The sequence below is a fragment of the Thalassoroseus sp. genome (assembly GCF_984380535.1).
Map to the genome: position 1 here is coordinate 89,342 of NZ_CFHRBF010000023.1, position 26,470 is coordinate 115,811.

Sequence of the window (26,470 nt, forward strand, 5' to 3'; positions counted from 1 at the left end):
TTGTTGATTCTATTGCTAGCAACGTCAGTCAGGCTAAGCCTGACGCAGGCCGTTTCACTTGCGTGGATTTGTCAGGCACATTCTGACCTACGAAATTAGTTGTTCTCGCCGCCGGATGGTTTATTCCGTGAAGACTTGATGACCGTCAGGACATCGTCGGCGTCGGTCAGCATTTGACGTTGGTCTTCGTAACGCACGATGAGTTTCCGGGAGAGAATTTCCTGAGCGATTACGCGACCTTGACCGATTTTCGTTACCACAGTGACCCCCACGCGGGGCAACTCGCGACGGTACTCTTCGTAGGTGTCGTACTCGTAACGCAAGCAGCATTTCAGCCGACCGCAGCGACCGGAAATCTTGTTCGGGTCGAGCGTGGCTTTTTGAATCTTCGCCATCTTCATCGAAACCGGCGGCATCTCTTGCAAGTGCGTGTTGCAACAGACGGGTTTGCCACAGTCTCCGTAGTCGGCCAGTAACTTGGCCTCATCACGCACACCGATTTGTCGCATCTCGATCCGCGTTTTGAACTCCGACGCCAACGCCTTGACCAACTCACGAAAGTCGACACGTTTTTCCGCCAGATAATAGAACACGATTCGCTCGCCACCGAACAGGTGTTCGACATCGATCAAGTCCATCTGGAGTTTCCGCTCGGTGATGCACTCCTGACAGACGGAAAACTCACGGCGTTCGAGGTCGCGAATCTCTTCGGCCAAGTCGCGATCTTCCTCGGTCGCTAGCCGAACGATGCGGCCCTTCGGTTCAGTTTGCCCGAGATAGTCTTGGGTGCGTTCGGTCGCGGAACACAGAACAGTTCCCCATTCCTGTCCGCGATCGCTGCGGATGATCACATCGGCATTGCGAACAAACCGCGTTTGTCCCTTGCCGGAGAACTCCGCAATGTGTCGTTGCAAACCGTAACGGACGATATATTGGTTCGACATGATTCGATTCGTTCGATCAGAATTCTCGATTTCCGTCTGACTCCGAATGAGTCTGGAGCCGATAGTATAACGCACCGCACGCTTCCCGTGCCATCAAGTACAGCATCCAATAAACCCGCTGTGCCCCCTAACTTCACCAGCCCGTTTATCCCCGTCCGCTTGTGGAAGCGTTTTCATCGCTTTACCATAAACAATCGATGAAGACTTCGTTTTCAGCGTGGCTCACAGTCCGCACAATGTGAAACGCATTTCCACAGTTCGAGAGGAGTTTTGACCCAATGACGCAATCAACTAATCGTCGTGACTTTTTGAAGCAGTCCGCCGCTGTCGGCGCGACCGCTTGGTGGGTGAGCACGCAATCGCTGGCCGCACAAGAGAAATCCCCCCTTGAGCGATTGAACATCGCGTGCGTGGGTGTGGGCGGAAAAGGCAATCAAGACTGCAATGAGTTGGCCAAGTTCGGCAACGTCATCGGTCTGTGCGATATCGATGCAAACGCTGCCAAGAAGCAAGGTATTCGTCACAAGAACGCCAAGCAGTATTCCGACTTCCGCGAAATGTACGATGACATCGGCGACGAAATCGATGTCGTCAGTGTCAGCACGCCGGACCATTCGCACGCAGTGGCCGCCCTGCCCGCCATGCGGATGGGCAAGCACGTTTACGTGCAAAAGCCGCTGACTTGGTCGGTTGAAGAAGCCCGTTTGATGCGGGAAGTCGCTGCCAAAGAAGGCATCGTCACCCAAATGGGTAACCAAGGCACCGCTGACGACGGCATGCGAACCAGCGTGGAAATCGTGCAAAGCGGCGCGATTGGCGACGTCAGCGAAGTCCACATCTGGACGAACCGTCCGATCTGGCCACAAGGCACCGGACGCCCGGAAGGTTCCGATCCCGTTCCGCCGAACTTGAACTGGGATATGTTCCTCGGCCCAGCTCAAGAGCGTCCCTACAAGAATGGCGTGTACACACCGTTCAAATGGCGTGGTTGGCTCGACTTCGGCACCGGGGCATTGGGCGACATGGCTTGCCACACTGCCAACATGCCAGTGATGGCGTTGAACTTGTTCGATCCGACCAGTGTGGTGGCGGAATCTGCCGGGATCGTGGAAAACGAAACCTACCCGGCGTGGTCGATCATCACCTTCCAATTCCCGGAAAAAGACGGTCGTGGCCCGGTCAAAGTCGTTTGGTACGACGGTGGAAAACTGCCACCGAAGGAATTGCTCGAAGGCGAATCTCCCTCGGGCAGCGGTTGTGTGATCGTGGGCTCGAAAGGCAAGATGTACTCCCGCGACGACTACGGCCGGACCCGTATCTTGTTGCCGAAGGACGAATTCGCGGACTACAAAGAGCCCGAGAAGACGCTCCCACGCACCAAAGGTCACTACGAAGAATTCATGATGGCCGCCAAAGCCGGCGATCCGAAAATGACCATGTCGAACTTCGGCTACGCCGGTCGACTGACCGAAACCATCTTGCTGGGCAATGTCGCCTTGCGAGCCGGTCAAAAGATCGAGTGGGACGCCGAAAGCATGAAAGTCACCAACATGGACGATGGCGGCGAATCGTTGATCCGTCGCAAATACCGTGAAGGTTTTGACATTGCGAAGTACCAAGAAGCGTAATTTCGTTTCGCCATTGTGATTGTTCTCAGCCGATACCTGCGGGTATCGGCTATTTTTATTGCTTCATCGTCCGAGCCTATTGCATACAATTCGCAACAGACGCACCAGAACGCGGGTTATGATCGATGCAACTGAGAATGGAGCACACGGATGCCGGCTTGGTTTGAGAACCTGAAGAATCACATCCGTTTGGCTGACATTGCCGACATTGCTTTGTGGACGATTCTCGTCTACTTCGCGATCAATTGGATTCGGAAGCGAGCTTCCTATGCCGTCGCGTTCGCGTTCATTGTGGCCGGTTTGCTGTATCTGGCTGCTCACGTGTTCGGTATGTACGTCACGCTGTTTATTTTCCGTGCCGGATTGACGGTATTGGCACTGAGTCTTGTCATCATCTTTCAGCAAGATCTACGACGAGCGTTCGAACAATTTTCGACTTGGCGTCCTTGGCGACAGAACCGGATGGCCGAGTCTGAGAAGTCACGCATTGCCATTATCGAAGCCGTCATGAGAATGTCCGAACAGAAAACCGGTGCGCTCATCGTGTTTCAGGGCAAAGAACCGCTTGAGCCGCACATTCGTGGCGGGATTCCGTTGGGCGGCAAAATCAGCGAACCGTTGTTGCTAAGCATCTTCCACTCCAAGACTCCGGGACACGATGGGGCCGCGATTATCTATCATGACCGACTGTCCCACTTCGCGGTGCATTTGCCGTTGTCGTCGAACCTGGATTCGCTTGGTCCCGGTGGCACGCGACACGCTGCTGCGCTCGGGTTGGCTGAATGCACCGATGCGTTCATCATCACGGTTTCGGAAGAACGTGGAACCGTCAGCGTGGCTCACGAACGACAACTCACGCCACTCGAAAACCCGCCGGAACTGCGAAATTTACTGGCTGAGTTCGAAGAAAAGCATGCTAAATCTGCCGAGTCTGAAGATCGTGTCGGTGGGTTCGTCGGCGGACTGGGTTTGAAACTGGCGTCGTTGGTATCGGCGGTTCTTTTGTGGATCGGTATTGCTTATCAAATCGATCCGGTGATGCGTTCGTACGAAAACGTGCCCGTCGAAGTTCGCAACATGCCGGAGGGATGGGCCGTTGACGACGTTTGGCCTAGTGAAGTGCGGTTGGCAGTCACCGGAACCGAGCGGTCGTTCCGTGATGTTCGTCCATCCGATTTCACGGTCTCAATCGACCTCGCCGAACCGAAGCGGTCGGGTCATCGTTCATTCCCGATCACCGCCGAACGGGTGCGACTGCCATTGGGAATGTCACTCAGTCAGGCCGATCCCGCGGCGGTTCAGTTGCAGTTGTATCGTGTGCACAAGGTTCGTGCGCCGATCGGCGTCAGCACCGATGGCAAAGTTGATAATGGCTGGGAACTCGCCGAAGTGCGTATCGACCCGCCATCCGTTCGAGCCATTGTTCGTGATGGAGCCTTCAAAACGGTTCCCGAGATCCCTACGGAAACAATCGAACTCGGCGAGTTGACGGTTGAAGGCACGATGACAAATCTTACCGCCGCTCTGCTTCCGCCCGAGGGTGTTCAACTTGAGGAAAACGAACCACAGCAAGTGGACGTCACCCTCATTTGGAAGAAAAGCCCACCTCCGAAACCTGCAGAAGACAGTGCAAAACCGGATCAGTAGTTAGCCATTCGTCTGGCTATCAACTCAACGGCGGTTCTTCGTTCGGTGTTTCTTCCAGGGTGGGATGGACGACGTCGTGATGGTGACTGGGTTCGCCTTCTTCGATGGGATGACTTTCAAACCACTTCGCGACGAGTACGTCGGTCGACGAGTGTAAGACGATGGAGCTGACGACGACGATCGCGATCAGGTGGAATAGTTGGTCGCCAGTGTCGTGGCCGGACTGGACGATCAACAGTCCATACACCACCGAAGCAAACCCCTTCGGACCGAACCATGAGGCGGCCACCCATTCTTTCAGCGTCAGCTTGGTGCCAATCAAAGCAAACGCGAGTGCCACCGGGCGAACCACAAACAACGCCAGAGCCGCAAAGATATAACCGCTTTGGGGAATCTCTTGTAAGAACTCAATCGAGATCAACGCCCCGAACACCAGAATCGCGAGAAACTTCAGCAGCTCCGCCACTAGGCTACCGAACTCGTGGAAGGCATCGCGGAACATCGGGCTGACCGTCGCGACCGTGATCCCGCCGAAGAATGCTGCCAGAAACTCGTTCGCGTGATATTTCTCGGTGATTGCAAACAGCAGCAAGCCAATCGCAAATGCGTTCAATGCGTAGTAATCCTGCGACGATTCGAAGAACTTGCTGCCTTCGAGTTTTAACGCGATCCAGGGAATTGCAATTCCAAGTGCCAACCCGAGCACCATTTGAATCGCCAACGCGGATGGTGCGTCCGCCTGGTCCCCCGCGGCGGCCAACAGCCCGATCACCACGGGCAACGCTAACCCGTCGTTGAGTCCGCTTTCCACATTCAGCAGGTGACGCAAACGATGCGGCACGGTTTCACGGCCGACAATCGCGGCGGCCAACACAGGGTCGGTCGGGCTGAGTACCGCACCGACAAGAAACGCATCCAACCACGACAACTCCGCCACATAGTGAGCGAGCAACGCCGTTCCCACGAGTGTCAATGGCATGCCGAAGAACAACGCCCGCCCCGGCAATCGCCACGCCGAGCGTAGATCTTGCAGACTCACATGCATGCCATCGGTGAACAGCACGGTAAAGAGTGCGATCGTCGACAGCACGCTGACCAGTTCCATCGACGGTTGGCCGAACAAGTACCCGGCGAACAGAAACAGAACCGCCGCCGACATCACGCTGCGTTCCGCCCACCCCGACAACAAAACCGCCACCAACAACGTCGCCGCGTAAATGACCAACAATTCCATGAGAACGATACATCCTTGAGAGTCAGGTCAATCGGTCGAAGCGTCGAACCGCTCCTTGAGTGCTCAGTCCCCACACGTTGACGTCGATGAGCCGTTCGATCAAGTTCTAGCGGATAGATTCTCAGGAATTCCCGGTTGCTTGTTGTCGCGTCCAATCTGGTTCCCAGGGCGTACGACGGGGAATCCATCGAGGAACGGCGACGCGGTATTCGTCGTAATCGCTACCGAATCGGCGGCGGAGTGAGCGTTCCTCGACGAATGGAATGTAGATCGATTTACCAATCACAAAGATGATCAGCCATAACAACACCGCCGGTGATGCGGTGATCATCGCTTCGCCCAAAATGACCGCGAATACGCCGGAGATCATCGGATTCCGCACGTGTTGATAGATGCCCTGCACGACCAACCGTTGTGTTGGGTCCCAGGGTGCAATGGTGCCGTTGCCGATGGCTCGCAGCATTGCGATTGTCGCAACAATCAACCGCAAACCAGCGAACACGAACATCACGCCGACAACGGCCAGCAAAATCGCCCATAGGCGATGTTCCGTCCAAAGCCCATGTGGATCGACACCAAACCGCCACCACAAAAAGACAGGCATAAAGATAACCGCCGTGCCGGGGAGGATCACAATCGCACGGAGATCTTGCCAAACGGTCTTCATCGATGGCTCAAAGTGGGTCAGTGTTCAATGGGGGGGCGAAGATTCACTTTGAGAAACTGTAGTACGGGCGTCAACCGGATGGGTCATCTTCTGCGTTACGACGCCCGTCCAACCAGAGCACAAGAATCCCGGTCGGCACGAGATATCCACCCTCGATCGCCGCCCATGCTCCCGGCATGCCGACGATCAAATCGAGCAACGAAAAACCGATTCCTGCGATGACGACGCTGGTGCCCCACAACCGAACCAGCGGGGCATAGCGAGGCAAATCCGATGCGAGAATCCAAGTTGCGATTCCACACAAACCGTATAACGCCGAGAGCGTGCGTGTCAGATAGTTGAACAACGGCGTATCGGACGGCATCCCCATTCCCAAGGCGACTGCCGCGGAATTCATCCAAGCTTCCGGCATCACGACGGCCGGAAATGCGAGCATCAACACGATCGCATTCAATCGCAACACCCGTCGCAACCAACGCGATGCAAGCCGTGAAGTCATGGAAGTTCGAAGTCAGAAGTTCGAAGTTGGAAAACCGTAGAATAGAGAATCACCTTTGATCGTGCACTCGCTATCCTCAATCTTCCATACTCCATCCTCGATACCCAACTCGTTTTGGTGTTGAACCGAGAGAAATCACTGTCCCTAAGTCAGCACGAGCGGGCATCAGTTCGCGTTGATCATGTCGTCGCCGTGGTAGGTTTCGTAGAAGTTCTTGCCGATGTCGTCACTGAGAACTTCCAGGTACTCGCGTTTGAAGGTGGAGTACTTCGTCTCATAGGACGATCGAGCCACGGCTCGCGGATACACGGATTCGACATCGCGGCTGAAGATCTGCTCGCCTTCGTCTTCGTCCATTTTCCAGACCGAAACCATCACATCGGAACGCCCGCGGAACAGTTCAGCACTGTTCTTTTCGTAGAGGCTGAAATCCTTTAGCTCCACATACACGACGTAATCGACCTCAAATTTCGCGCCGAGTTCCTCGGGCGTGTCCCAATCGGGATTGCGGTCGAGCCAATCGTTCACACGATCGGGGTTGATGACCTGAATCTTCTTGAGGTGCATCCGCATTGCGACATACTTCGCCAAGTCCGAATCGATGTTCGAGAACTGAAGTTGCACATCCGGCGGCGCGGTACAGACGACTGCGACTTTGATGTCTTTCTCAGTCATCGACATTCCGGTTTCGCCGTCGAATGCCGGTTCGATCGAAGGCGGACCACCGATCAAATACGCTCCAAGCATAAACAAGTTGCAACCGGACAATGTGCCAACTGTCAGCATCGATGCCAAAAGCATCAAGCTAATGCGTCGGTGATTTTTGTTCGCGAAGACCATGATTGTTTCCTTCTATCCTCGATCTACGATCCTCGATCCTCGCCGAGTCTAAAATACTTCCGTCGGTGCGGTGTGATCATGCAAGATGTGGCCGAGTTGACTCGCTAGACGTTGCACGAAACGGCGTTGAAAAATCCGGGGGGAATCGACTTGCGATGCCGGAATCGGGCTGAACTCGGGATACGTTGTTCCGAACCCACTCGAGAAAACTTGCCGAGCGATCCGACGTTCTTCGCCTTCTTCGCTGTCCTCATCTTTCTCGACGCGATAGCCGATCAAATCTCCCTGAGCTTGCCCACGGAAGAGATCGGGACTGTTTTCTTCATAGAAGCTGACGTTCAACAGGTCGACGTGCACGATAAAGTCGACATCGAACTCGTGGGCGAGATCGCGAGGATCGTCTAGCCGTCCGCCGTTGTCGTCCATCCAGTCGCGAACCTTGTTGCTGTCGACCACTTTCACACCGGCTCGCTGGAGTTGCCGAGTAAGTGTCTCCACGAGCTGATGACTGAGGCCCGTCATATCACCATCGCGAATCGCTGACGGCGCGTCGCAGATGATGATGACCTTGTGCTTGCCCTTCGTCAGGTCAATACCGGTAGCCAATTTGAAAGGGCTGTCGATCTCCGGATCACCGAAGATCATCTTGTTGATCATCACGACTGGTCCACAGCCGACGACGGCCAAAACCATGCCGAGACAAACCACCAACATTGGCCACGCGATCTGAGAATGGCGGCCGCTTCCGTGCGTCCGTTGCATAGAACTGCCAAGTTGAAATTGAGAAAAACGAACTATCCATGCGGTTGAGTGGCATGCCCACAGCTTGGGGTGGGCATGGACTTTCCGCGATCGAACATCGAATCATGCCCACGCAAAACCGTGGGCATGCCACCCGACTTGAGTTTCAAAGTTGAGATATCTGAACTACAGAATTCCCAGAAACCGGGGCAGCCATTGGAGACTGGCTATGATGAAGATCAAGCCGCAGGTCCAAATGGCGACGCTGGCAGGTGGAAATCTGCGAGGCGATCGACCGGTCCAAGCGATGTATCCCGCCCAAGGAATCTGGAAGAGACACGCCGCCGCCAATGCCAGTCCCCCGACATTGGCCCGCGCGGATTCGATCCATCGACCACGAACAAATAATGAAATACTGGTTGTCATGCCGCACCCCGGACAGGGACGGCCTATGAGTTCCCAAAAGGAGCACGCCGGCAGACCAAGTTGTTCGTGAGTCCCGTACCCCCGCGGGTCAGGATTCAACGACGCTGCCAAAGCGAAACACAGAACCAGCATGATGCTCCAAGACAGCAACAAGCCGCGTTCGAGACGCCCTAGCAAAGGTCGTTCAGCGAATTCCGAATGAGTTGTCATTGAGATTTGAGAGAGTGCGGGAGTCTTACCGGTTTCGCCCATTCGCTGCAAGAGCGATTTTCGAATATAACGGAATGTGTGGTTGAACGAAGTCCAACTGGCAAGATTGTCATTTGACCATTCGTCCGATTTCGAGGGTTCGTTCCTGAGGATGGAAGATTGAGGATAGCAAGATTCTGGACGTTGTTACTTACGATCCTCGTATCCGACATCAGGTTGACGCCCTTTCGAACAAACCGTTGCATGTCCATCTCATTATCTGAATAAAAGCCCATGGTTTATCTGAATCGCATTTATACGAAAACTGGGGACGACGGTCACACTGCGCTCGGCGATGGTACACGCGTCCCGAAAACGCACCCACGGATTCAAGCTTACGGTGGCGTGGATGAATTGAATTCGGTGCTTGGTCTCGTGTTGACGACCGAATTACCAGCCCCGCTTTCCGAACGACTTCAACAAATTCAAAACGATTTGTTCGATGTCGGTGCCGACTTGTGTGTGCCGGTGCGTCCCGATGAAGACTCCGCCGAACACCCGCCGTTGCGACTCGGACCGGGGCCTATCGAACGCATGGAGAAATGGATCGACGAAGCCAACGAACGGCTGAAACCGCTGACGAGTTTCATTCTACCCGGCGGAACTGCGGCTGCGGCCCATTTGCATCATGCCCGCACGGTTTGCCGACGTGCCGAAACCGGCGTCGTCGCCCTCGCTCAGCAAGAACCGGTCAACGCCCAAGTGCAGGTGTACCTGAACCGCCTGTCCGACTTGTTATTCGTCTGGGCCCGACTCACGAACGACGAAGGCCGGGCCGATGTGCTTTGGAAACCGCAAGGGAAATGAGAATACGTAAAACGCGCCAAAACGCGTTTTACGTATGCGGTATTTGTAGAGGGTGGAGAGTGGAGTGTAGAGAGTCGGAGAAATCGGAATCGCATACTAACCTTTTCTGTACTCTCCACTCTCTACTCTCAACCCTCCACATCGAACTCATCTGGCCAGCCATCCCCCGTCGATTGGCACTACGCTGCCGTGCATGTAGTTCGAGGCGTCTGAAGCGAGAAACACGGCGAGGGGGGCGATTTCGTCGGGTTGGCCCCATCGGCCGCAGGGGATGCGATCGAGAATTTGCGGTCCTCGGACCGGGTCGTTTCGTAAGCCATTTGGTGGATCGGTGTCGAAATAACCGGGCGCGATGCAATTCACATTGATGCCTTGAGCACTCCAACCGGTCGCCAGCGATTTCGTCAAACCGGCTATTCCATGTTTCGCCGCCGCGTAAGCCGGGATGTGCCAACCGCCTTCGAAACTGAGTACCGACCCGATATTGATGATCTTCCCCCGCCCATGCTCCAGCATGAACTTGGCCGCTTGCTGCGACAGATCGAACGTCGCATCCAAATGGACGGCTAACAAGTTCGACCAGTTCTCCAGCGGGTATTCCTCCGGCACGAACCGTTCACCGTTGCCGGCGTTATTGATCAGAATATCGATCCGCCCAAACTCATCGACGACCTTCTGCACAAGCCCGACACGCTGATCAGCTTGTGACAAATCCGCTCGCAAGTCGAGGAACCGACGGCCTTCACCTTCCACGAGTTCGCGTGTCTCGGCTGCCGTGTCTCGTCGCGAGACGTTCGCCACATCGGCCCCGGCTTGAGCCAATCCCCAGGCCATCGCCTGTCCCAACCCGTGACTCGCCCCCGTCACCAACGCCACTCGGCCATTCAATTGAAACAATTCCAACACGTCGCCAACCAATCCATCAAGACCCTTGGATGAAATGGTGTTGTTATACCGGCAACGTCAGACGAACGCCAACACGCGGAACGGGTGCCACGGCTCTGTGAGCCGTGTTTGCCAGTTGGGAGGATTGCTCAGCACGGCTCACAGAGCCGTGGCACACTTCCGATCTTCACGCGGCAGGGTGGCATGTCCACGGCTTTGCGTGGACATGATTTGACATTCGCAAGTCGCTCGCTCATGCCCACCCCGAGCTGTGGGCATGCCACACAAGTAGGAATCAAGCGATAAAGGTAGATGCATTCCGTCCATGCACTTCCCGGTATTGCCACCCAATTTCGAGAAACGATCGCCCGATACTTCACGCCGCTCGACGTTGTTCGTTGTCATCGCGGTTGTCGAACAGACGAGCAACTTCGACGATGGACAACCCTGTCAATTCCGCGATTTCCTGCACGCCGTAACCGGCTGTGCGGAGTTGCCGGACGACTTCGCGGTCGCGGGGGGTCGAGTTCACGCCCGACCGATTCGAGGGCAACGTTTGTTCGAGCAGCGTTTCCAATCGCACGATTTCGTGATCCGCTTCCTCGATGAGTCGATCGAGCAAAGCCAGTGTTGTTTCCACGCGACCCGTGATTTCGCGGTCGTAGTCGTGTAATCGCACTTCGAGTTCGTTCAGGCGTTCGCTCGCCGCTTGAACGGGGGCGACTTCCTTCGCCGAAATCGACGGTTCCACGTTGCGGTACAGCCCTTTGCGACGACGGATCGTCATCCGCATCATCGTGACTGTTAACAGTCCGATGCCGAGAGCAAACAGCGTTTGTCCGTCGAGAAGTTCAGAAAACATCGGGGCATCCTTGCCGGTGGGTGGGAACGGTCAATTGTGGTGATCATGGTCACGATCATGTGAGTGACCGTGGTGGTCATGGTCGTGGGAATGACCGTGATGATCGTGGTCGTGCGTGTGGTGGTCGTGGTGATGATCCCCGCTGCCAGTCTCGATGGGAGAGACGCTCGCCGGGTCGAAATTCGCTTCGGCGGCTCGGTAAACATCCCGCAACGGCACGCCCGCCTTCTCAGCGACTTCCGCACAATGTTCGAACTCGGGCGTAAAAATCGCTTGGTTGCCGTGTCGAAACCCGAGTTTCCCCTGGACTGCGCCGAACACCGTCTCCACGGTATGTGGTTTTCGCGTGCGTTTGGATCGCCACAACAGATGCCGACGAACACCGAATGTGCCGGTTTCCTCGAATAGAATCGATTCGAGTTCGTCCACTTTCGCCGGCGAACACAGCACGCTGAGCACCACGCCCGGACGGTCTTTCTTCATCTGAATCGCGGTGGTGAAGACATCTAACGCGCCGGCGTCGAAGAGTTTGCGTTTGGTGAAGCCGACGACTTCACCGGAAACATCATCGAGATTCGTTTCCAACAACGCGACTTGATCGACTTCGTCCGAAGCAACCGCCGACCCCACGAACAACCGCAACACATTGGCCCGCTGCGGGAAATCTTTGGTACCGGCTCCGTAGCCGATCGATTCAATCCGCATCTCTGGCAAACCCGGTGTGAACCGATCGACGAACGTCGTCAGGATCGCCGCTCCGGTGGGTGTGGTGAGTTCCGCTTCCACGGGCACATCGGTCAGCGGGATCCCTTTGAGTAACTCCGCCGTTCCCGGTGCAGGCACAGTGCAAACGCCGTGATCGATCAAAATTTGCCCGCGTCCGGTCGGCACATGCGAACACACAATCTGGTCGGCGGCGAGCAAATCGAACCCCACCGCGGCTCCGACGATGTCCACAATCGAATCAATCGCGCCGACTTCGTGAAAATGCACCTGATCGATCGGCATGCCATGGACCGTCGATTCGGCCCGGGCCACATGACCGAACAATCGTTTTGCCAAATCGCGTTGTCGATCGGTAAGTTCTGCGGCTCCGTCGATCAACGCATGTACGTCGGCCAAATGCCGGTGAGCGTGTTGTTCCGGGTGTTCCACTCGCACATAAGTTGCTTTGAACCCGCCTTTAATGACCGAATCCACATGCAACCGCACGCCGTCGATTCCCAGCGAAGCAATCGCGGTTTGAATCGCATCGGCAGGCACACCGGCGTCGATCAGGGCGGCGAGCGTCATATCACCGCTGATTCCGGTCGAACAATCCAGGTAGGCAATCCGCACGTGGCACTCAACTCGTGGTAGAACGGGAACTTGCGATCGTCTCCCCATTGAAGAGGGAGAAACGTCAAAACCGGTGAATTCTACCGACCGGCCTTACGATGACCAAGGTCAAAACTCCGGATTGGCAGGTTCTTTTTGACTCTGTCGTCGTGTGACCTATGGTGAACATGGACTTTGGAATTCCTCGCGCACTCGCACTCCGTAGAGTGAACCGCTTTGTGGGGTTACCAAGTCTGTTAACTCCGTTTTGTGAGATTTCCCCCATGCTCAGCGAAGATCTTTCCAGTTTGATTGCCGAGTTGCGTCAATCGACCGGCATGAAACCGCAAGAAGCCGACACCTGCATGCTGCCCGGCCCAGTGGCACCGAACGAAACCGTTCCGTCAACTCCGCCGATGGCTTGGTTTCCGCGTGAACCAAGGGACCTCAAATCGGCTGGGGTTTCGGAACCGACCATTGAAGCGATCGCATTGAAGTTCCTGCTCAATGCCGGGGTTGCGTCGGCTCGGAAGGTCGCGGAGCAAATTCGCTTACCGTTCGCGATTGTGAACGACCAACTTCGCCGCATGAAAAGCGAACAACTCGTCGCCTACCGTCGCTCGGCCGGGGTGAACGACTACGAACACGAACTCACACCCGAAGGCTACGAACGTGCGGGTCTCTTGATGAAACGCAGCACGTACTTCGGTGCGGCTCCGGTGCCGTTGAAGGAATATTGCGACAGCGTGACGGCTCAATCGTTGCTCCGCGAACGTCCCACGGAAGCCTCGCTGCGAAAAGCATTGGGAGATTTGCAACTCGGATCGGAAGTGATTAGCCAACTCGGCCAAGCATTGATGTCGGTTGCGGCAGTGTTTCTCTACGGTAATCCAGGGAACGGGAAAACCAGTATGGCCGAACGGCTGACACAAGCCTTCGGCAAAACAATTTGGCTGCCACGGGCGATCACGATCGGCGGAGAAATCGTGCGATTGTACGATCCGACCATGCATGAAATCGCCAAGCCGCCGGATTTAGGCGAAGACGTCAAAGTCGATGCACGTTGGGTTTGCATCGAACGTCCCACGGTTGTTGTCGGTGGTGAACTCACGATGGAGAGTCTGGAACTCTGCGTCGATGCCGCGACCGGTGTGCTCGAAGCCCCTGTGCAACTCAAGAGTAACTGTGGAACGCTCGTCGTCGACGACTTCGGTCGCCAACGCATGAGTACCACCGAACTGCTCAACCGTTGGATCGTGCCGTTGGAGAAACAGTACGACTTCCTCAACACCCCCAGTGGCAAAAAAATCAAAATGCCCTTCGAGCAATTGCTCGTCTTCGCAACGAACCTGGTTCCCGAAGAGCTTGTTGACGAAGCATTCTTGCGTCGCATTCCGTACAAGATCGAAGCCCGCGACCCCAGTGAAACGGAATTCGTGCAACTCTTCCACAAGCTCGCCGCCAAGATGGGCATGGAGTGCGACGAAACGCACATTCAATATCTCGTCGAGAAGCACTATCAGGCTGTCGGCCGCACATACCGCTTCTGTCAACCACGCGATTTACTGAACTTGATGCGAAACTACCAACGCTTCCACCAACTTCCGCCGAAACTCACAACAGAAATGATCGACGCCGCCGCACGAAACTACTTCGCCGTCACCGGCGCAAAATGATTCGGCTTGGATTGGCAGTCACTCTCAAACTATCTCTTGCCCACCTATTAGAGACGCCGCACGCTTTGCAGATCGCGTGGGTTCTTCGCAACAAATTCATTTTTACGTTGCAACTGCCCCGATCGCGCGTTAGCGTGCGTTCCTCTTCAATCCTCTTTTCACATCTATTCGATCGTGTGGGCCGATGCAATTATTCTCCTGGACGTCCAACTTGCGCGCAGTTTGTGGCCTGACGAACCGTCCCAGTCGGCTTCGCTCCCGTCGATCCCACCGATCCCGACTGCCGGTAGCTGCGGATGTCCTCGAAGACCGTGTGTTGCTCGCGACGATTACGGTCAACAGTTTGGAGGATAACCAAAATCTTGACGATTTTGTGACGCTTCGTGAAGCCATCGGTATGATCAACATGGGAATGCCATTCCCTGATCTGACACCGGCTGAGCAGACACAAGTCGACACGGGTCAGGCTTTTGGTACGAACGACACTGTTCAATTTGATTCGTCGCTGGTAAGCAACGGACCAGCCGCAATTACAACTATGGGTCGTTTTCAGCTGACCAACGACTTCAACATTCGCGGGTTGGGGGCAAATCAGTTGACAATCGACGCGGGAAATTTATCGCAGATTTTCTTCGTTGATGGCGTGATAAACGGGTCGATCACTGTGGAAATCTCAGGCTTGAACCTACAGCGCGGACGCGCCAATGGTGGCACCCTGGACTCCAACAACGGTGGGGCGATCTTCAGCAATGGTGCAAATCTCACACTCAGTGACGTTAATATTTCAGTCAGCCAAGCAGACGGAGTCGGTGGAGGACTTGCCGCGGTCAATGGAACACTGACCGTTGACGCGTCCAACATTGCCCTCAACACTGCCGCGACAGAAGGCGGTGGAATTTTTGCGACCGCAGCGACCGGGGCCACAAACACAGTTCGGAATACAACCATCACTAACAACACCGCAGACTCCGGTGGCGGTATTTATAATGGTGGAGGGGCGTTTTCGGTCATCAATGCCACAATCGTACAAAATGGGGCCGGAAGCACCGGTGGTGGTATCTTCACAGTCGCTTCGTTAGCGAACCCGGCCACGACGACGATATCGAATACGATCGTGGCGGGGAATGTCGGTGGCACGACGCAGACGAGCGACGATGTCGCCAATGTGAGTCTAGGCGCTGGCAGCGTCAACAACTTGATTGGTGACCCCAACTCAGCCGGCGGATTACAACATGGCACACAAGGAAACATTCTCGGTGACGGAAACGGTAACATACTGCCGCTGAATCAAATCGTCGCGGACCCGGCAAACAACGGTGGTCCCACGATGACCCGTCGCCCAGTGCTAGGAAGTCCCGCCATCAACGCCGGAAGCAATGCCGCGGCAATTTTTGTTGAAACGAACGTGCCCTTCCCGCTCGATCAGCGTGGCCTGGGATTCGAACGCATTCAGGGGGGTACGGTCGATATCGGTGCGTTAGAAAGTGAAGTCGATCTCACGACGACTGTCACCGACTCTGATGCTTTCGGTGTTCTGGGTCAATCCCTGTTATACACCGTTACGATTGCCAACAACGCTGGGCCAGCCACTGGAATTACAGTGACGGCGACGCTTGGAAACAACGTCGAATTTGACGCCTTCGGAAGTACATCCGGTTGGACTGAGACACCTGCCGATAGCGGAATCTTTCAGTTTACCCCCTTCAATCTTGATGTTGGCGCGACACGAAATCTCTTTTTCTCGGTGATCCCCAATTCCCGTCCGGCGACTGGAACAACAACAACCAACTTAAGCGTCAGTGCATTTTCAGATGCAACAACCGGCGGGGACGTCAACGTCAACGACAACTCCAGCATGGATTCTACACCGCTAGTCACACCGCTCAACACCGTGCAGGACTCGCCGTTCAACGCGGGAGCAATTAACGGTTCCTACGCCGTCAACGTGGCCGGGAACTTTGATAACAGCTCTGTCGGCTTCCCTGGTTTCGCCAATGATGACATCTTCTTCTGGAATCCCCTCACCGGTGAAAACCGAATTGTCTTCGGGGACGGCCAGATCCTTACGAACCCTATCGCAACCGGGGCCTTGAACGGAAATGACTTCGTCCAGGTTGTCGCCGGAAACTTCGACGAGGGCGGAAACGACGACCTCTTCTTTTGGAACCCCGTCAGCGGACGCAATCGACTCATCCACTTCAACGGCAATCCTGGTTCAGTCACGTCGGTCATTGAAACCAACGTCGTTGCAACAGGCGCGATCAACGGTAACGACTTCCAACAGTTGGTCGCTGGAAACTTCGACGCGGGCAACGGCGAAGACCTCTTCTTCTGGAACCCCGTCTCCGGACGCAACCGTATCGTGCACTTCGATGCTGTGACTCCTGGGACCGCCTCGCAATCCATCAACATCCAGACCAATGTCGTGCCAACAGGTGCGATCAACGGCAACGATTTTAATGAAATCGAAATCGGGGAATTCGTTTCGCCGGGTTTGGATTCGATTTTCTTCGTCAACTACGCCAGCGGCAAAAACCGCGTCGTTTCATTCTCGATTGACACCTTCGGCTCTGCCAACAGTCTCGGTGCCGTGCAAACAAATCTGATTCAGGATATCGCCATCAACGGCAACGATTTCAGCGAACTCGCCAGCGGCGACTTCAACCAAGACGGCCTAGACGACATCTTCTTCTGGAACCCGACGACTGGAAAGAATCGCATGGTGGTTTCCGACATCTTCGCTATGCAGCCCACCTTGAACCGCGTGTTCTCCGACTTCGTCGACCGCCCTGCCCTCAACGGCAACGACTTTAGCACTCTGATTCCGTTCAACGATGCCAATGCATCGAACCCGGTTATCGGTATCGACCGGCTCTTCTTCTGGAACCCCATCACCGGCAAGAACCGCAGCGTCTTCACCGACCAAACTATCTTCGGATAGACGTACGTTATGGACCGCGCGGAACATCATCACATGAACTATCCGCGCGGTTTTCTGCATCCCTTGAACGTCATTTTCGTCACCCTCGATGATTCCCGTTTGCTTGCAGTCGCGTTCTCCTCGCCGCACAATGATCAAAGGATGATCACTGGTTCATCGAGGATGAGTTTCGGATGCTGGCGAAATTGCTGACGTATTCCTTGTTCGGCATCGACGCGAAGACCGTCGAGGTGGAAGTCGACATCTCACCCGCTGCAATGCCGAAGACCACACTGGTCGGCTTGGCGGAAGCAGCGGTGCGGGAGAGCACGCACCGCATCGAGCGAGCGCTTATCAACAGTGGTTACACACGACCGATCGATCGCATCGTCATCAATCTGTCCCCGGCCGATCTTCCCAAAGACGCCGCGGGTTTTGATTTGCCGATTGCGTTGGGCATTCTTGCCGCCAGTGGGCAATTGACATCCGACCAATTCGCGAATTACGCCGCGACTGGCGAACTCGCGTTGGACGGTTCCCTCCGACCGGTAAACGGTACCCTGTCGATGGCCGTTGCCGCCCGTCAGCAAGGGTGCACCGGAATCGTGGTCCCCATTCAGAACGCCCGCGAAGCCGCTGTCGTCGACGGACTCGAAGTGATCGCAGCGGGCTCGCTCGCCGAAGCTGTCGGGTTTTACACCGGCGAGTTACCGATTGCTCCCGTCGAGTTTTCGTGGACCAACGCCGTCGACGAACTTGGCCGCTACCCCATCGATTTCGCCGACGTCAAAGGCCAAGAGATGGCTAAACGTGCCGTGACCGTGGCCGCCGCGGGCAACCATCATCTCCTAATGATCGGTTCCCCAGGAACTGGAAAAACACTACTCGCTCAACGTCTAGGAACGATTCTTCCCCGCTTATCGTCCGAAGAAAGCCTGGAGACCACACGGGTCTGGAGCGCAGTTGGCCGGTTGCCAACGGATCAATCCTTGATCGTGCTCCGTCCCTTCCGCACGCCACATCATACGGTGAGCGAAGCCGGACTCGTGGGCGGCGGTAGCACACCACGCCCTGGCGAAATTTCCTTGGCCCACAACGGTGTGCTGTTTCTCGACGAACTGCCAGAGTTCAACCGCCGCACGTTGGAAGTCCTTCGGCAACCACTCGAAGAAAACACCGTGACCATCTCCCGAGCGATCGGCAGCATTACCTTCCCAGCAAACATCATGCTCGTCGCGGCTATGAACCCCTGTCCTTGTGGTTATCGTGGCGATCCTCGACGACAATGCCAATGCAGTCCGCAACAAGTCGAGCGTTATATTCATCGGATTAGCGGTCCGTTGCTCGATCGTATTGATATCCACATTGAAGTGCCTCCGGTGCCGTTTCGGGAACTCTCGAATGCCACCAACGGCACCACCAGCGAACAAATGCACGAGCAAGTTCTCATCGCACGAGAGATTCAACGCAAGCGATTTCACGAGCACCCGGATCTTCTCAATGGGAAAATGGCGCCTCGACAAATCCGCCGATTTTGCCGTTTGGATGCCGATGCGGAAACTCTCCTCAAAAACGCGATGGAAGAGATGGGCTTTTCTGCGCGTGCTCATGACAAAATCCTTCGCATCAGCCGCACTCTCGCCGACCTAGACCAACAAGACCAAATCACTGCCCTGCACCTCTCCGAAGCGATCAACTATCGGACACTTGACCGAAGATATTGGCAGTAGCTTGAATCGCTGTCAAAAACTCGATCAACAACTAGCAACGAATCCAACGTTATGATGCACCGGCAATTCCAACAAACCCTCGCCTTCTGCGTTCTGAGTTCTTGCATAGCAAGTCATGCAACAAGTTTTGCGAACGATGTCAAAATCAGTTCGCTGTCGCCTTCAATGCCTTACTCGGCAACAAAGAGTAGCCCCGTCACGCATCAGGTCGATTTCTCTGTGATCGTGACACCTCCCTACCATTGCAAAGTCCTGAAAGTTTGGATTCCGATCCCGCAAACCGACTCGGCTCAGGAAATTTGCGAAAGTCAGTTCAGCACGTTTCCAACTAACATCAAACCAAGCATCAACACTGAACCTGTTTATGGAAATCAGTTTGCATACTTTGAATTCCATGATCCGCAAGGTGCGCAAATCATTCGGCATCAGTTCCAAGCCAAGCTGTGGAACCTCCATTGGGATCTCAAACCGACCAAGATCTTAGACGTCAACAAATGGCCCACGGATTTTGCACCCTATCTTCAACCACAATCGTTGAATGACGAGCGAGAGTTTCAATCGGTATTGAACTCAATTCTTCCGCAACAACGCGATCAACAATCCGACCTATTTGCAGTGATGAATTGGATCGACGAAACGATGACTTATGATCATGTGGATGCGTCATTGCAAGCCGATGCCAATCACGCCTTTGAAAAACAGCATGGGCATTGCAGCGACTATCATGGGCTGTGTGCCACAATGGGTCGAATGATCGGCCGACCAACCCGTGTGACCTACGGACTAGCACTCTACCCAAAGAACTCGCCATCTCATTGTAAGATGGAAGCCTTTCTTCCCCCCTATGGATGGGTGAGTTTTGACTTGTCCGAAACTCAAAAACTTGTCAGCAAGATCCAATCGACGAAAACACTTAGCCAAGACAAGAAGGAAGCCCTGGCAATCGCTGCGCGTGATCGACTCAAGTCTGGTTTTCGCGAGAATAGTTGGCTGCTAGTGACAAAGGGCACCAACTACGAACTCGCACCTCGAGCGACGAAGCCGGTGAAAGTGGTGCGGACTGCATACATCGAAGCCGACGGAGAACCACTTCCTGAACCGGACCCCGCTAACCCCCATGAACGCAAATTCTCTTGGATGACGTCACATCGCTATTCATCTAGCAAGCCGATCGTTAAACCGTTTGCCGACTTTACGACGCTAGAGAAAACAAGAACATCAGAATCCGAGTAAAACCAGCGGCCTAGTCTTCGTCATCCAATTCACTCAACAACTTTGCGCGACGTTCGCGATAACTGCGATGGGCTTTCTCATATTCTTCAGCTTTGCGATAGGAATAAAAACTCATCGCAATCCCCGCGAAGACAAAAACCACGCCGAACAGCGGAAAAAGTTTCGCCTCGCCTAGGGGGATTTGAGATGTGATTCCAGCCGCAAGGATTGTCCAAATCGCACCAAATACAGAAACGATAATCCCACCGACAATAGTTCCAGTCTTCGTCGGGATTTGGGAATTTCCGTGTTTATCGGTGACTAGCATCGATTGCCGTTCCGCCTGCCACTCTCGATCGAGTGCTTCCACTTCATTCTGTTGAGTAAGTTTGGCGACTTGTTCCCGAAGATCGTCAATCACTTCGGTGAACCGGGCACTCTGCGTGCGATGGACCGCCAAACGTGAATTACAATGGGTGCAAGTCACATAGTTCGCGTCTTCCGGCACGTCAAGCGGCGCTCCGCAACTGTTACATGTAATAGACTCAAGCTTCATTGATGCATCCGGGACGAATTCAATGACGTTGTTGGAACAAGGGAATCCAGAACAGAGCAAAAAGTGCAATCACGACGATCAATGACAGAGTGTGCAGAATTATGAGATAGTAATACACACTCAATTCGTCTTGATTTTGGACTTCGCAGCAGAGCCGGCGATACGCTTTGATATCCGCGTAAAACCCCCAACTCCACCGGACGTTCGGAGCCCAACCTTTTGCCCTGAGTCGAGGACAAATATAACCGTGATAGACAAATGCCTGCGCAATCAACAATGCGAAATAGATGACAAGGAGAAACGCGAACAATTGCCCCATTTATTGCCTCTGAGTCCGATGCGAAAGCATGTTTAATCCATGCCAACATTCAAAGGCTGTAAGTCATCGGGAACGAAACGACCATCTTTGCGGATGAGTTCGCCATCGAAGTACACATCTCCGCCGCCGTACGCTGGAGTTTGGATCAACACCAAATCCCAATGCACACGACTGCGGTTCCCATTGTCGGCGTCATCGTAGGCATTGCCCGGCGTGAGGTGAAAACTTCCGCCGATCTTCTCGTCGAACAGTGTGTCTAGCATCGGATGCTTGACGTTATGGTTCGTACCCAGTGACCATTCGCCGATGTAGCGAGCACCTTCATCAGAGTCGAGAACGGCATTCAGTTTTTCAGGTTCATTGTCGCATGTTGCTTCGACGATTTTGCCGTCTTCGAAACGGAATTTGATGCCTTGATAGACAACGCCCTGATACCGGGAGGGTGTGTTATAGGCAATGGTACCGTTGATACTCTCGCGAACAGGCGCGGTGAAGATTTCGCCATCGGGAATATTACATTGACCGGTGCAAGGAATGACAGGAATGTCCTTGATAGAGAACTTCAGGTCGGTTCCCGGTGCGGTCAAATGCACTTCGTCGGCTTTTAACATTCGCTCTTCGAGCGGCTTCAAGTCCTCTGCCATCTTGGCGTAGTCTGTTGTGCAGACGTTGAAGTAGAAATCTTCGAAGGCATCGGTACTCATGTTCGCGGCTTGTGCGAAGGACGGCGTGGGATAACGCAGCACAACCCACCGAGTTTTCGGCACACGAACCTCAATATGCACAGGCTTCCACCAGTGCTTTTGATAGAGATCCATTTTGTCTTGCGGAACGTCAGCAAACTCGTTGGAGTTCGCCGACCCACGCACGCCAATATAGGCATCGCACTTTGACATTCGTTCGGCTTCTAGTTCGCCGATCAGTGTCATTTGCTGTTCGCTACCAGTCTTATACAGACTTCGCAAAATCGCGTTGTTCTTCCAAGTCACTAATGGAATCGCGCCCCGTTCGGCTGCTAGTTCGACAAGCTGACACACGAGATTCGGCTCCGGAAGATCAATCGCCTCAATCAGAATTTTCTCGCCAGCTTGAATGCGACAACTATGATCGAGCAGAGTCTTTGCGAGAGTTGTAATTCGAGGATCGTGCATGGTCGTTCCATCGTTGATATTGAAAAGAAACCGAAACTAGTTGTTTGCGTCGAATAGACGAAACTAGTTGTTTGCGTCGAATAGACGAAACTAAGATAGCCGAATGCTCTGAATTTTATAGCACGAATTTACTGAGGTCTTCATCCTCAGCAACGGAGTGTAGTCGCTGTTTAACGAAGTCGGCGTTGACAATAATTTTCATCGAACCGTCGTCGGGAGCGCGGAAACTCACGTCTTCGAGGAGTCGTTCGGTCATTGTATAGAGACGGCGGGCACCGATGTTCTGTGTGGTTTGATTGACGCGGTACGCATAGTCGGCAAGGGCTTCGATGCCATCTTGCGTAAACTCCAATTCGACGCCGTCTGTCCCGAGCAACGCCGTGTACTGTTTCGTGAGTGAGCCGGTCGGCTCGGTGAGGATGCGAACAAAATCTGCCTGCGTGAGGTCCGCAAGTTCCACACGAATCGGGAATCGCCCTTGAAGTTCCGGCATGAGATCGGACGGTTTTGAGCGGTGAAATGCGCCGGCGGCGATGAACAGAATATGTTCGGTCCGCACGGAACCATAACGCGTTTGCACCGTCGTGCCTTCGACGATGGGCAGCAAATCACGCTGCACGCCTTGTCGAGAGACATCGGAAGAGCGTTGCCCCTGTTCGTTGCCACAGACTTTGTCAATTTCGTCGATAAACACCATCCCGCTTTGTTCGGCGAGTTGGATGGATTCTTCATGGACGGCGTCTTGGTCCATCATCGCTTCGGCTTCCTGATCGGTTAGGATCTGCCGAGCCTCTTTGACGGGGACCTTCCGCTTTTTCTTTTGCTTCGGGACGAGTTTGTCCATCATGCCTTGCAGGTCGATATCCATGTTTTCCATGCCCATCGGACCGAACACTTGCACGCTGTTGCCACGTTGTTCGACATCGATTTCAATTTCCCGGTCCTCCAGTTGACCGGCCCGCAACATCCCGAGAAATTTCTCGCGTGTTCGCTGATGACGTTCGCGGGCGGCGGAAATTTCCTCTTCCGTGGTACCCGAGAAATCTGGTGCGGGAATGAGTTCGTTCAGCAAGCGTTGCTCGACACGATCGCCGACCTTGCCTTTTAATTCCTCGCGTTTCTTTTGGCTCACGAGATTGATCGCGGCGTCGAGCAGATCCCGGATCATGCTCTCGACGTCTCGGCCGTAATAACCGACTTCCGTGTACTTCGTGGCTTCCACTTTGATAAATGGAGCACCGGTCAGACTGGCCAATCGTCGGGTGATTTCGGTTTTCCCTACGCCCGTCGGGCCGATCATGATGATGTTTTTCGGCGTGACTTCCTTGCGAATTTCGGGAGCCAACTGACTCCAACGCCATCGGTTCCGTAGAGCGACCGCGACAGCGCGTTTTGCGTCGGCCTGACCGACGATGTGTTGATCCAGGCGGGCGACAATTTCGCGGGGCGTGAGTTCAATCATGTGTCAACCGGGTATCAGGAGACGAAAAGGCTATTCACGTTGCATGAATTGCGTCAAGCTTAACCGATTCCGCCGCGCATGAAGAGGCCTCGCCGAACTAAATTGCGGAGAGTCCGACGAGGCTTGGGGGGTTCATTTGGACCGTCGATTGTGCCACGTTTCAAGCAAGATTGCAACAATGAAGATCCAGATTCAACGAACACGGTGCTCGGCGTCCGACTTTCCCCGGCTTACGGCGGATCGTAGCCGCCCGGATGGAACGGATGACATCGCAGAATCCGCAGCGTTCCCCGCCACATCCCACGTAATACACCGTACTTGCGGACGGCTTGAATAAAGTACTCACTACACGTCGGTGTGAACCGACAGGACGGACCGAGTAGAGGACTGATAAAGCGTTGATAGCCCCGCACCAAACCGATTAGGACGGCTGCGATCATCCGCTGGATTGCCCGCAACACGTTCACGATGGTTCGCCCTGCTCGACCGCCTTTAACCGTTTGGCCAACCGCTTCGCTGTTGACACAAGAGAACGGCGATAGTCGTCTAAAGTGGCTCCCGAGTTCTGCCGTGGAATCAGAATCATATCGAGTCCCGTCGGCAACTCATGCTGCGACAACCGAAACGCTTCTCGCAACAGACGCTTCAGTCGCCCGCGTTGAACGGCATTGCCATGCTTCTTGGAAACGCTCAAACCGAACCGCGACCGCCCCTTGGGGTTAACGCCTCCGAAAATCAACAAGTGCGTATCGCCCGCCCGCACTCCCCCAGCGTACAGCCGCGCAAAGTCTTCAGACCGCCGCAACCGCTGATCTTTCGAAATACAAAAACGCTGAGGGGACATATCAGTTCACGTAATCCTAGGCACCTTGGTATGCTCGATTGTAACTCAGTGTGTGCGAGCACTGAAAGAGTCTCCTGAATGATATCGGGTTCGCCGATTTTTATGCTCCCAGCCGGAACTGAATTGAAATGCCGAAGGCGATTGAATCTCTATGTGTGTTCTGCGGTTCCAGTCTGGGAGCCGATGCGGTCTACAAGGAGGCGGCTGCGGAATTTGGTACCGAAATCGCGCGGCGGGGAATCCGGTTGGTTTATGGAGCGGGGAATATCGGTTTGATGGGTGTCATCGCGGACGCGGTGTTGGACGCCGGGGGCGAAGTTGTCGGCGTGATTCCGCAGGCCTTGTTGGAAAAAGAGGTCGCTCATCAATCGCTGACAGAACTCATCGTCGTCGAGACCATGCATCAGCGGAAAGCAAAGATGGCCGATCTCGCAGATGCGTTCGTCGCAATGCCCGGCGGTTTCGGCACCTTCGAGGAATTCTGCGAAGTGCTCACGTGGAACCAACTCGGCGTACACAACAAACCGTGCGGTTTGCTCAACGTGGCGGGTTATTACGACGCGTTGCTCGGACTTTTTCAGCGAGCCGAGGACGATCGATTCCTGCGTGCGGAGCATCACCGGATGGTGCTCACTGCCGACACAGTCTCGAAATTGTTCGAGCAACTTTTCACCTGGCAACCAATGCCTCAGAATCAATGGATCGATCGTGACGAGACTTGAATCGAAGAACAATTGGTTGCAATTGATGAAGTAGGTATCGGGATGTCTGCATTGGTCTACGGAATTGCCGTCGCTTTACTTCTGCTGGTGGTGTGGGATGCATTCATTACGGTACTCAGCACGGCGGGTGGTGGCATACTGACGAACTGGTGGACGCAGAACACTTGGAATGTTCTGTTGCGGATTCATCGGCGACGATCGATTCACTCCATTCTCGGTTTGACGGGGCCGGCGATGATGGTGGGGGTAATTCTGCTGTGGTATCTTCTACTCAGCACGGGCTGGTATTTGATTTTCGCTGTCCATAGCGATTCAGTCATCCGAAACTCCACCGGCGAAACGACGAACTTAATTCAGAAGTTCTATTTCGTCGGGACAACACTTTCCTCGGTGGGTTACGGCGACTATGTGCCATCGATGTTCCCTTGGACGTTCATCAGCAATCTGGCTGCGTTGACCGCGACCCTTATCATCACGACCGCGTTGTCTTACTTTCTTCCCGTGTTATCGGCGGGAATCGAACGTAAACAAACCGCTGAAGCGATCTTCGGAGTCGGTCATTCGGTCGAGGAATTTATCGAAGCGGCTTGGGTCGGCCGATCGCGTGGTACGTTGGACAATTATCTTTTGAATAGCGTTCTCAGCCAGGTGGACCGACTCTCGCATCGGCATTTGGCGTATCCCATTCTCCACTTCTTTCACAACCCCACTTCCAGCAAATCGACAAGTCGGGCGATTCTGTTGCTTTCCGATTCGATCTTTCTCATTGGCAAGGGAACCCGTGTCGAAGACCGCCCGCCGAACAGTTTGCTGCGTTTGGCCGAACGAACGATCGAAAACTTTGTGGAACTGACCGACAGTGGAGTCGCGACGCCTGACGATGGCGATCCCAAGAATTTTCCGAAGACGCTCTCGCTCGATGTTCTCAAGAAACACGATTTCAAGACCGTCTCAGACAAGGAATTTCAAACCGCCATTGAAGAATATCTGCCGATGAGAAAACGGCTCGTGATGCTTTGCGACATGGATGGTTGGCGTTTGGATGACGATCAACGCTGCTAGACCGTATTACGGTCTGATGTATCCGTGAAGGACGCTGAAACCCCTTCGATTTCTGACTTCCACAAGACGG

Annotated in this window: 25 protein-coding genes; 9 read left to right on the forward strand and 16 right to left on the reverse strand. The window is 54.4% G+C overall.

All coding sequences use genetic code 11. The features are described 5' to 3' along the window. Nucleotides 1-95: 95 nt before the first annotated feature. Nucleotides 96-944 carry a PSP1 domain-containing protein gene (locus AC5DDB_RS26590; protein WP_491742799.1) on the reverse strand — a complete coding sequence of 283 codons (849 nt, stop codon included), beginning with the start codon at nt 942-944 and terminating at the stop codon, nt 96-98. Between the two features lie 278 nt (nt 945-1,222). Here AC5DDB_RS26590 and AC5DDB_RS26595 point away from each other — a divergent pair, with 278 nt between their 5' ends. Together AC5DDB_RS26595 and AC5DDB_RS26600 are read left to right on the forward strand one after the other, a co-directional pair. Further along, complete coding sequence (locus AC5DDB_RS26595) at nt 1,223-2,572, forward strand: Gfo/Idh/MocA family oxidoreductase (protein WP_491742800.1); 1,350 nt, start codon at nt 1,223-1,225, stop codon at nt 2,570-2,572. Nucleotides 2,573-2,722: 150 nt separating this feature from the next. Beyond that, entirely contained in the window at nt 2,723-4,219 is a 1,497-nt protein-coding gene (locus tag AC5DDB_RS26600) for a diadenylate cyclase (protein WP_491742801.1), read from the forward strand. Nucleotides 4,220-4,238: 19 nt separating this feature from the next. On the opposite strand, the gene AC5DDB_RS26605 is transcribed toward AC5DDB_RS26600, so the two are convergent. From AC5DDB_RS26605 to AC5DDB_RS26630, 6 genes are all read right to left on the reverse strand, one after another. Next, nucleotides 4,239-5,453, reverse strand: coding sequence for a cation:proton antiporter (locus tag AC5DDB_RS26605; protein WP_491742802.1), 1,215 nt, complete (start codon nt 5,451-5,453; stop codon nt 4,239-4,241). Nucleotides 5,454-5,574: 121 nt separating this feature from the next. Next, nucleotides 5,575-6,120: a methyltransferase family protein gene (locus tag AC5DDB_RS26610; protein ID WP_491742803.1), complete on the reverse strand. Its 546-nt coding sequence runs from the start codon at nt 6,118-6,120 to the stop codon at nt 5,575-5,577. A 70-nt stretch (nt 6,121-6,190) separates the two neighbouring features. Next, nucleotides 6,191-6,619, reverse strand: a complete 429-nt coding sequence (locus AC5DDB_RS26615) for a hypothetical protein (protein WP_491742804.1) — start codon at nt 6,617-6,619, stop codon at nt 6,191-6,193. A gap of 165 nt (nt 6,620-6,784) precedes the next feature. Next, nucleotides 6,785-7,459 carry a hypothetical protein gene (locus tag AC5DDB_RS26620; protein WP_491742805.1) on the reverse strand — a complete coding sequence of 225 codons (675 nt, stop codon included), beginning with the start codon at nt 7,457-7,459 and terminating at the stop codon, nt 6,785-6,787. 48 nt (nt 7,460-7,507) lie between these two features. Further along, nucleotides 7,508-8,221 carry a hypothetical protein gene (locus tag AC5DDB_RS26625; RefSeq protein WP_491742806.1) on the reverse strand — a complete coding sequence of 238 codons (714 nt, stop codon included), beginning with the start codon at nt 8,219-8,221 and terminating at the stop codon, nt 7,508-7,510. 165 nt (nt 8,222-8,386) lie between these two features. Next, nucleotides 8,387-8,836: a DUF2752 domain-containing protein gene (locus AC5DDB_RS26630; protein ID WP_491742807.1), complete on the reverse strand. Its 450-nt coding sequence runs from the start codon at nt 8,834-8,836 to the stop codon at nt 8,387-8,389. Nucleotides 8,837-9,109: 273 nt separating this feature from the next. On the opposite strand from AC5DDB_RS26630, the gene AC5DDB_RS26635 reads away from it, so the two are divergent. Next, nucleotides 9,110-9,682, forward strand: coding sequence for a cob(I)yrinic acid a,c-diamide adenosyltransferase (locus tag AC5DDB_RS26635; protein WP_491742808.1), 573 nt, complete (start codon nt 9,110-9,112; stop codon nt 9,680-9,682). A gap of 147 nt (nt 9,683-9,829) precedes the next feature. On the opposite strand, the gene AC5DDB_RS26640 is transcribed toward AC5DDB_RS26635, so the two are convergent. The 3 genes from AC5DDB_RS26640 to larC all read right to left on the reverse strand — a co-directional run bounded on the left by AC5DDB_RS26640 (nt 9,830) and on the right by larC (nt 12,767). Further along, entirely contained in the window at nt 9,830-10,588 is a 759-nt protein-coding gene (locus AC5DDB_RS26640) for an SDR family oxidoreductase (protein WP_491742809.1), read from the reverse strand. A 355-nt stretch (nt 10,589-10,943) separates the two neighbouring features. Then, nucleotides 10,944-11,429: a hypothetical protein gene (locus AC5DDB_RS26645; RefSeq protein ID WP_491742810.1), complete on the reverse strand. Its 486-nt coding sequence runs from the start codon at nt 11,427-11,429 to the stop codon at nt 10,944-10,946. Between the two features lie 30 nt (nt 11,430-11,459). Next, nucleotides 11,460-12,767 (reverse strand): nickel pincer cofactor biosynthesis protein LarC, encoded by a 1,308-nt coding sequence (gene larC, locus AC5DDB_RS26650; protein ID WP_491742811.1) that lies wholly within the window; start codon nt 12,765-12,767, stop codon nt 11,460-11,462. Between the two features lie 263 nt (nt 12,768-13,030). Between larC and AC5DDB_RS26655 the strand changes: the two genes are divergently transcribed. From AC5DDB_RS26655 to AC5DDB_RS26670, 4 genes are all read left to right on the forward strand, one after another. Then, a complete protein-coding gene (locus AC5DDB_RS26655; RefSeq protein ID WP_491742812.1) occupies nt 13,031-14,422 on the forward strand; it encodes a DUF8689 domain-containing protein in 1,392 nt (463 codons plus the stop codon). Between the two features lie 184 nt (nt 14,423-14,606). Then, complete coding sequence (locus AC5DDB_RS26660) at nt 14,607-17,363, forward strand: choice-of-anchor Q domain-containing protein (protein ID WP_491742813.1); 2,757 nt, start codon at nt 14,607-14,609, stop codon at nt 17,361-17,363. A gap of 173 nt (nt 17,364-17,536) precedes the next feature. Then, nucleotides 17,537-19,072, forward strand: coding sequence for a YifB family Mg chelatase-like AAA ATPase (locus tag AC5DDB_RS26665; protein ID WP_491742814.1), 1,536 nt, complete (start codon nt 17,537-17,539; stop codon nt 19,070-19,072). A gap of 51 nt (nt 19,073-19,123) precedes the next feature. Then, a complete protein-coding gene (locus AC5DDB_RS26670; protein WP_491742815.1) occupies nt 19,124-20,305 on the forward strand; it encodes a transglutaminase-like domain-containing protein in 1,182 nt (393 codons plus the stop codon). A 10-nt stretch (nt 20,306-20,315) separates the two neighbouring features. On the opposite strand, the gene AC5DDB_RS26675 is transcribed toward AC5DDB_RS26670, so the two are convergent. The 6 genes from AC5DDB_RS26675 to rnpA all read right to left on the reverse strand — a co-directional run bounded on the left by AC5DDB_RS26675 (nt 20,316) and on the right by rnpA (nt 24,616). Further along, complete coding sequence (locus AC5DDB_RS26675; RefSeq protein WP_491742816.1) at nt 20,316-20,840, reverse strand: hypothetical protein; 525 nt, start codon at nt 20,838-20,840, stop codon at nt 20,316-20,318. A gap of 19 nt (nt 20,841-20,859) precedes the next feature. After that, nucleotides 20,860-21,159 carry a hypothetical protein gene (locus AC5DDB_RS26680; RefSeq protein WP_491742817.1) on the reverse strand — a complete coding sequence of 100 codons (300 nt, stop codon included), beginning with the start codon at nt 21,157-21,159 and terminating at the stop codon, nt 20,860-20,862. Nucleotides 21,160-21,191: 32 nt separating this feature from the next. Next, a complete protein-coding gene (locus tag AC5DDB_RS26685) occupies nt 21,192-22,310 on the reverse strand; it encodes an aminopeptidase (RefSeq protein ID WP_491742818.1) in 1,119 nt (372 codons plus the stop codon). Between the two features lie 115 nt (nt 22,311-22,425). Then, nucleotides 22,426-23,772: an ATP-dependent protease ATPase subunit HslU gene (hslU, locus tag AC5DDB_RS26690; RefSeq protein ID WP_491742819.1), complete on the reverse strand. Its 1,347-nt coding sequence runs from the start codon at nt 23,770-23,772 to the stop codon at nt 22,426-22,428. A 230-nt stretch (nt 23,773-24,002) separates the two neighbouring features. Beyond that, complete coding sequence (gene yidD / locus AC5DDB_RS26695; protein ID WP_491742850.1) at nt 24,003-24,212, reverse strand: membrane protein insertion efficiency factor YidD; 210 nt, start codon at nt 24,210-24,212, stop codon at nt 24,003-24,005. A 23-nt stretch (nt 24,213-24,235) separates the two neighbouring features. Continuing rightward, nucleotides 24,236-24,616 carry a ribonuclease P protein component gene (rnpA, locus tag AC5DDB_RS26700; protein ID WP_491742820.1) on the reverse strand — a complete coding sequence of 127 codons (381 nt, stop codon included), beginning with the start codon at nt 24,614-24,616 and terminating at the stop codon, nt 24,236-24,238. 128 nt (nt 24,617-24,744) lie between these two features. On the opposite strand from rnpA, the gene AC5DDB_RS26705 reads away from it, so the two are divergent. Together AC5DDB_RS26705 and AC5DDB_RS26710 are read left to right on the forward strand one after the other, a co-directional pair. Beyond that, nucleotides 24,745-25,338 (forward strand): LOG family protein, encoded by a 594-nt coding sequence (locus tag AC5DDB_RS26705; protein ID WP_491742821.1) that lies wholly within the window; start codon nt 24,745-24,747, stop codon nt 25,336-25,338. A gap of 42 nt (nt 25,339-25,380) precedes the next feature. Beyond that, the gene (locus tag AC5DDB_RS26710; protein ID WP_491742822.1) at nt 25,381-26,400 is read left to right on the forward strand and encodes an ion channel; all 1,020 of its coding nucleotides are present in this window, start codon (nt 25,381-25,383) and stop codon (nt 26,398-26,400) included. Nucleotides 26,401-26,470 lie beyond the last annotated feature (70 nt).

Coding starts and splice junctions, on each gene's coding strand:
- AC5DDB_RS26590 (WP_491742799.1), bottom strand. CDS start 944: ATGTCGAACCAATATATCGTCCGTTACGGTTTGCAACGACACATTGCG.
- AC5DDB_RS26595 (WP_491742800.1), top strand. CDS start 1,223: ATGACGCAATCAACTAATCGTCGTGACTTTTTGAAGCAGTCCGCCGCT.
- AC5DDB_RS26600 (WP_491742801.1), top strand. CDS start 2,723: ATGCCGGCTTGGTTTGAGAACCTGAAGAATCACATCCGTTTGGCTGAC.
- AC5DDB_RS26605 (WP_491742802.1), bottom strand. CDS start 5,453: ATGGAATTGTTGGTCATTTACGCGGCGACGTTGTTGGTGGCGGTTTTG.
- AC5DDB_RS26610 (WP_491742803.1), bottom strand. CDS start 6,120: ATGAAGACCGTTTGGCAAGATCTCCGTGCGATTGTGATCCTCCCCGGC.
- AC5DDB_RS26615 (WP_491742804.1), bottom strand. CDS start 6,619: ATGACTTCACGGCTTGCATCGCGTTGGTTGCGACGGGTGTTGCGATTG.
- AC5DDB_RS26620 (WP_491742805.1), bottom strand. CDS start 7,459: ATGGTCTTCGCGAACAAAAATCACCGACGCATTAGCTTGATGCTTTTG.
- AC5DDB_RS26625 (WP_491742806.1), bottom strand. CDS start 8,221: ATGCAACGGACGCACGGAAGCGGCCGCCATTCTCAGATCGCGTGGCCA.
- AC5DDB_RS26630 (WP_491742807.1), bottom strand. CDS start 8,836: ATGACAACTCATTCGGAATTCGCTGAACGACCTTTGCTAGGGCGTCTC.
- AC5DDB_RS26635 (WP_491742808.1), top strand. CDS start 9,110: ATGGTTTATCTGAATCGCATTTATACGAAAACTGGGGACGACGGTCAC.
- AC5DDB_RS26645 (WP_491742810.1), bottom strand. CDS start 11,429: ATGTTTTCTGAACTTCTCGACGGACAAACGCTGTTTGCTCTCGGCATC.
- AC5DDB_RS26655 (WP_491742812.1), top strand. CDS start 13,031: ATGCTCAGCGAAGATCTTTCCAGTTTGATTGCCGAGTTGCGTCAATCG.
- AC5DDB_RS26660 (WP_491742813.1), top strand. CDS start 14,607: ATGCAATTATTCTCCTGGACGTCCAACTTGCGCGCAGTTTGTGGCCTG.
- AC5DDB_RS26665 (WP_491742814.1), top strand. CDS start 17,537: ATGCTGGCGAAATTGCTGACGTATTCCTTGTTCGGCATCGACGCGAAG.
- AC5DDB_RS26670 (WP_491742815.1), top strand. CDS start 19,124: ATGATGCACCGGCAATTCCAACAAACCCTCGCCTTCTGCGTTCTGAGT.
- AC5DDB_RS26675 (WP_491742816.1), bottom strand. CDS start 20,840: ATGAAGCTTGAGTCTATTACATGTAACAGTTGCGGAGCGCCGCTTGAC.
- AC5DDB_RS26680 (WP_491742817.1), bottom strand. CDS start 21,159: ATGGGGCAATTGTTCGCGTTTCTCCTTGTCATCTATTTCGCATTGTTG.
- AC5DDB_RS26685 (WP_491742818.1), bottom strand. CDS start 22,310: ATGCACGATCCTCGAATTACAACTCTCGCAAAGACTCTGCTCGATCAT.
- hslU (WP_491742819.1), bottom strand. CDS start 23,772: ATGATTGAACTCACGCCCCGCGAAATTGTCGCCCGCCTGGATCAACAC.
- yidD (WP_491742850.1), bottom strand. CDS start 24,212: ATGATCGCAGCCGTCCTAATCGGTTTGGTGCGGGGCTATCAACGCTTT.
- rnpA (WP_491742820.1), bottom strand. CDS start 24,616: ATGTCCCCTCAGCGTTTTTGTATTTCGAAAGATCAGCGGTTGCGGCGG.
- AC5DDB_RS26705 (WP_491742821.1), top strand. CDS start 24,745: ATGCCGAAGGCGATTGAATCTCTATGTGTGTTCTGCGGTTCCAGTCTG.
- AC5DDB_RS26710 (WP_491742822.1), top strand. CDS start 25,381: ATGTCTGCATTGGTCTACGGAATTGCCGTCGCTTTACTTCTGCTGGTG.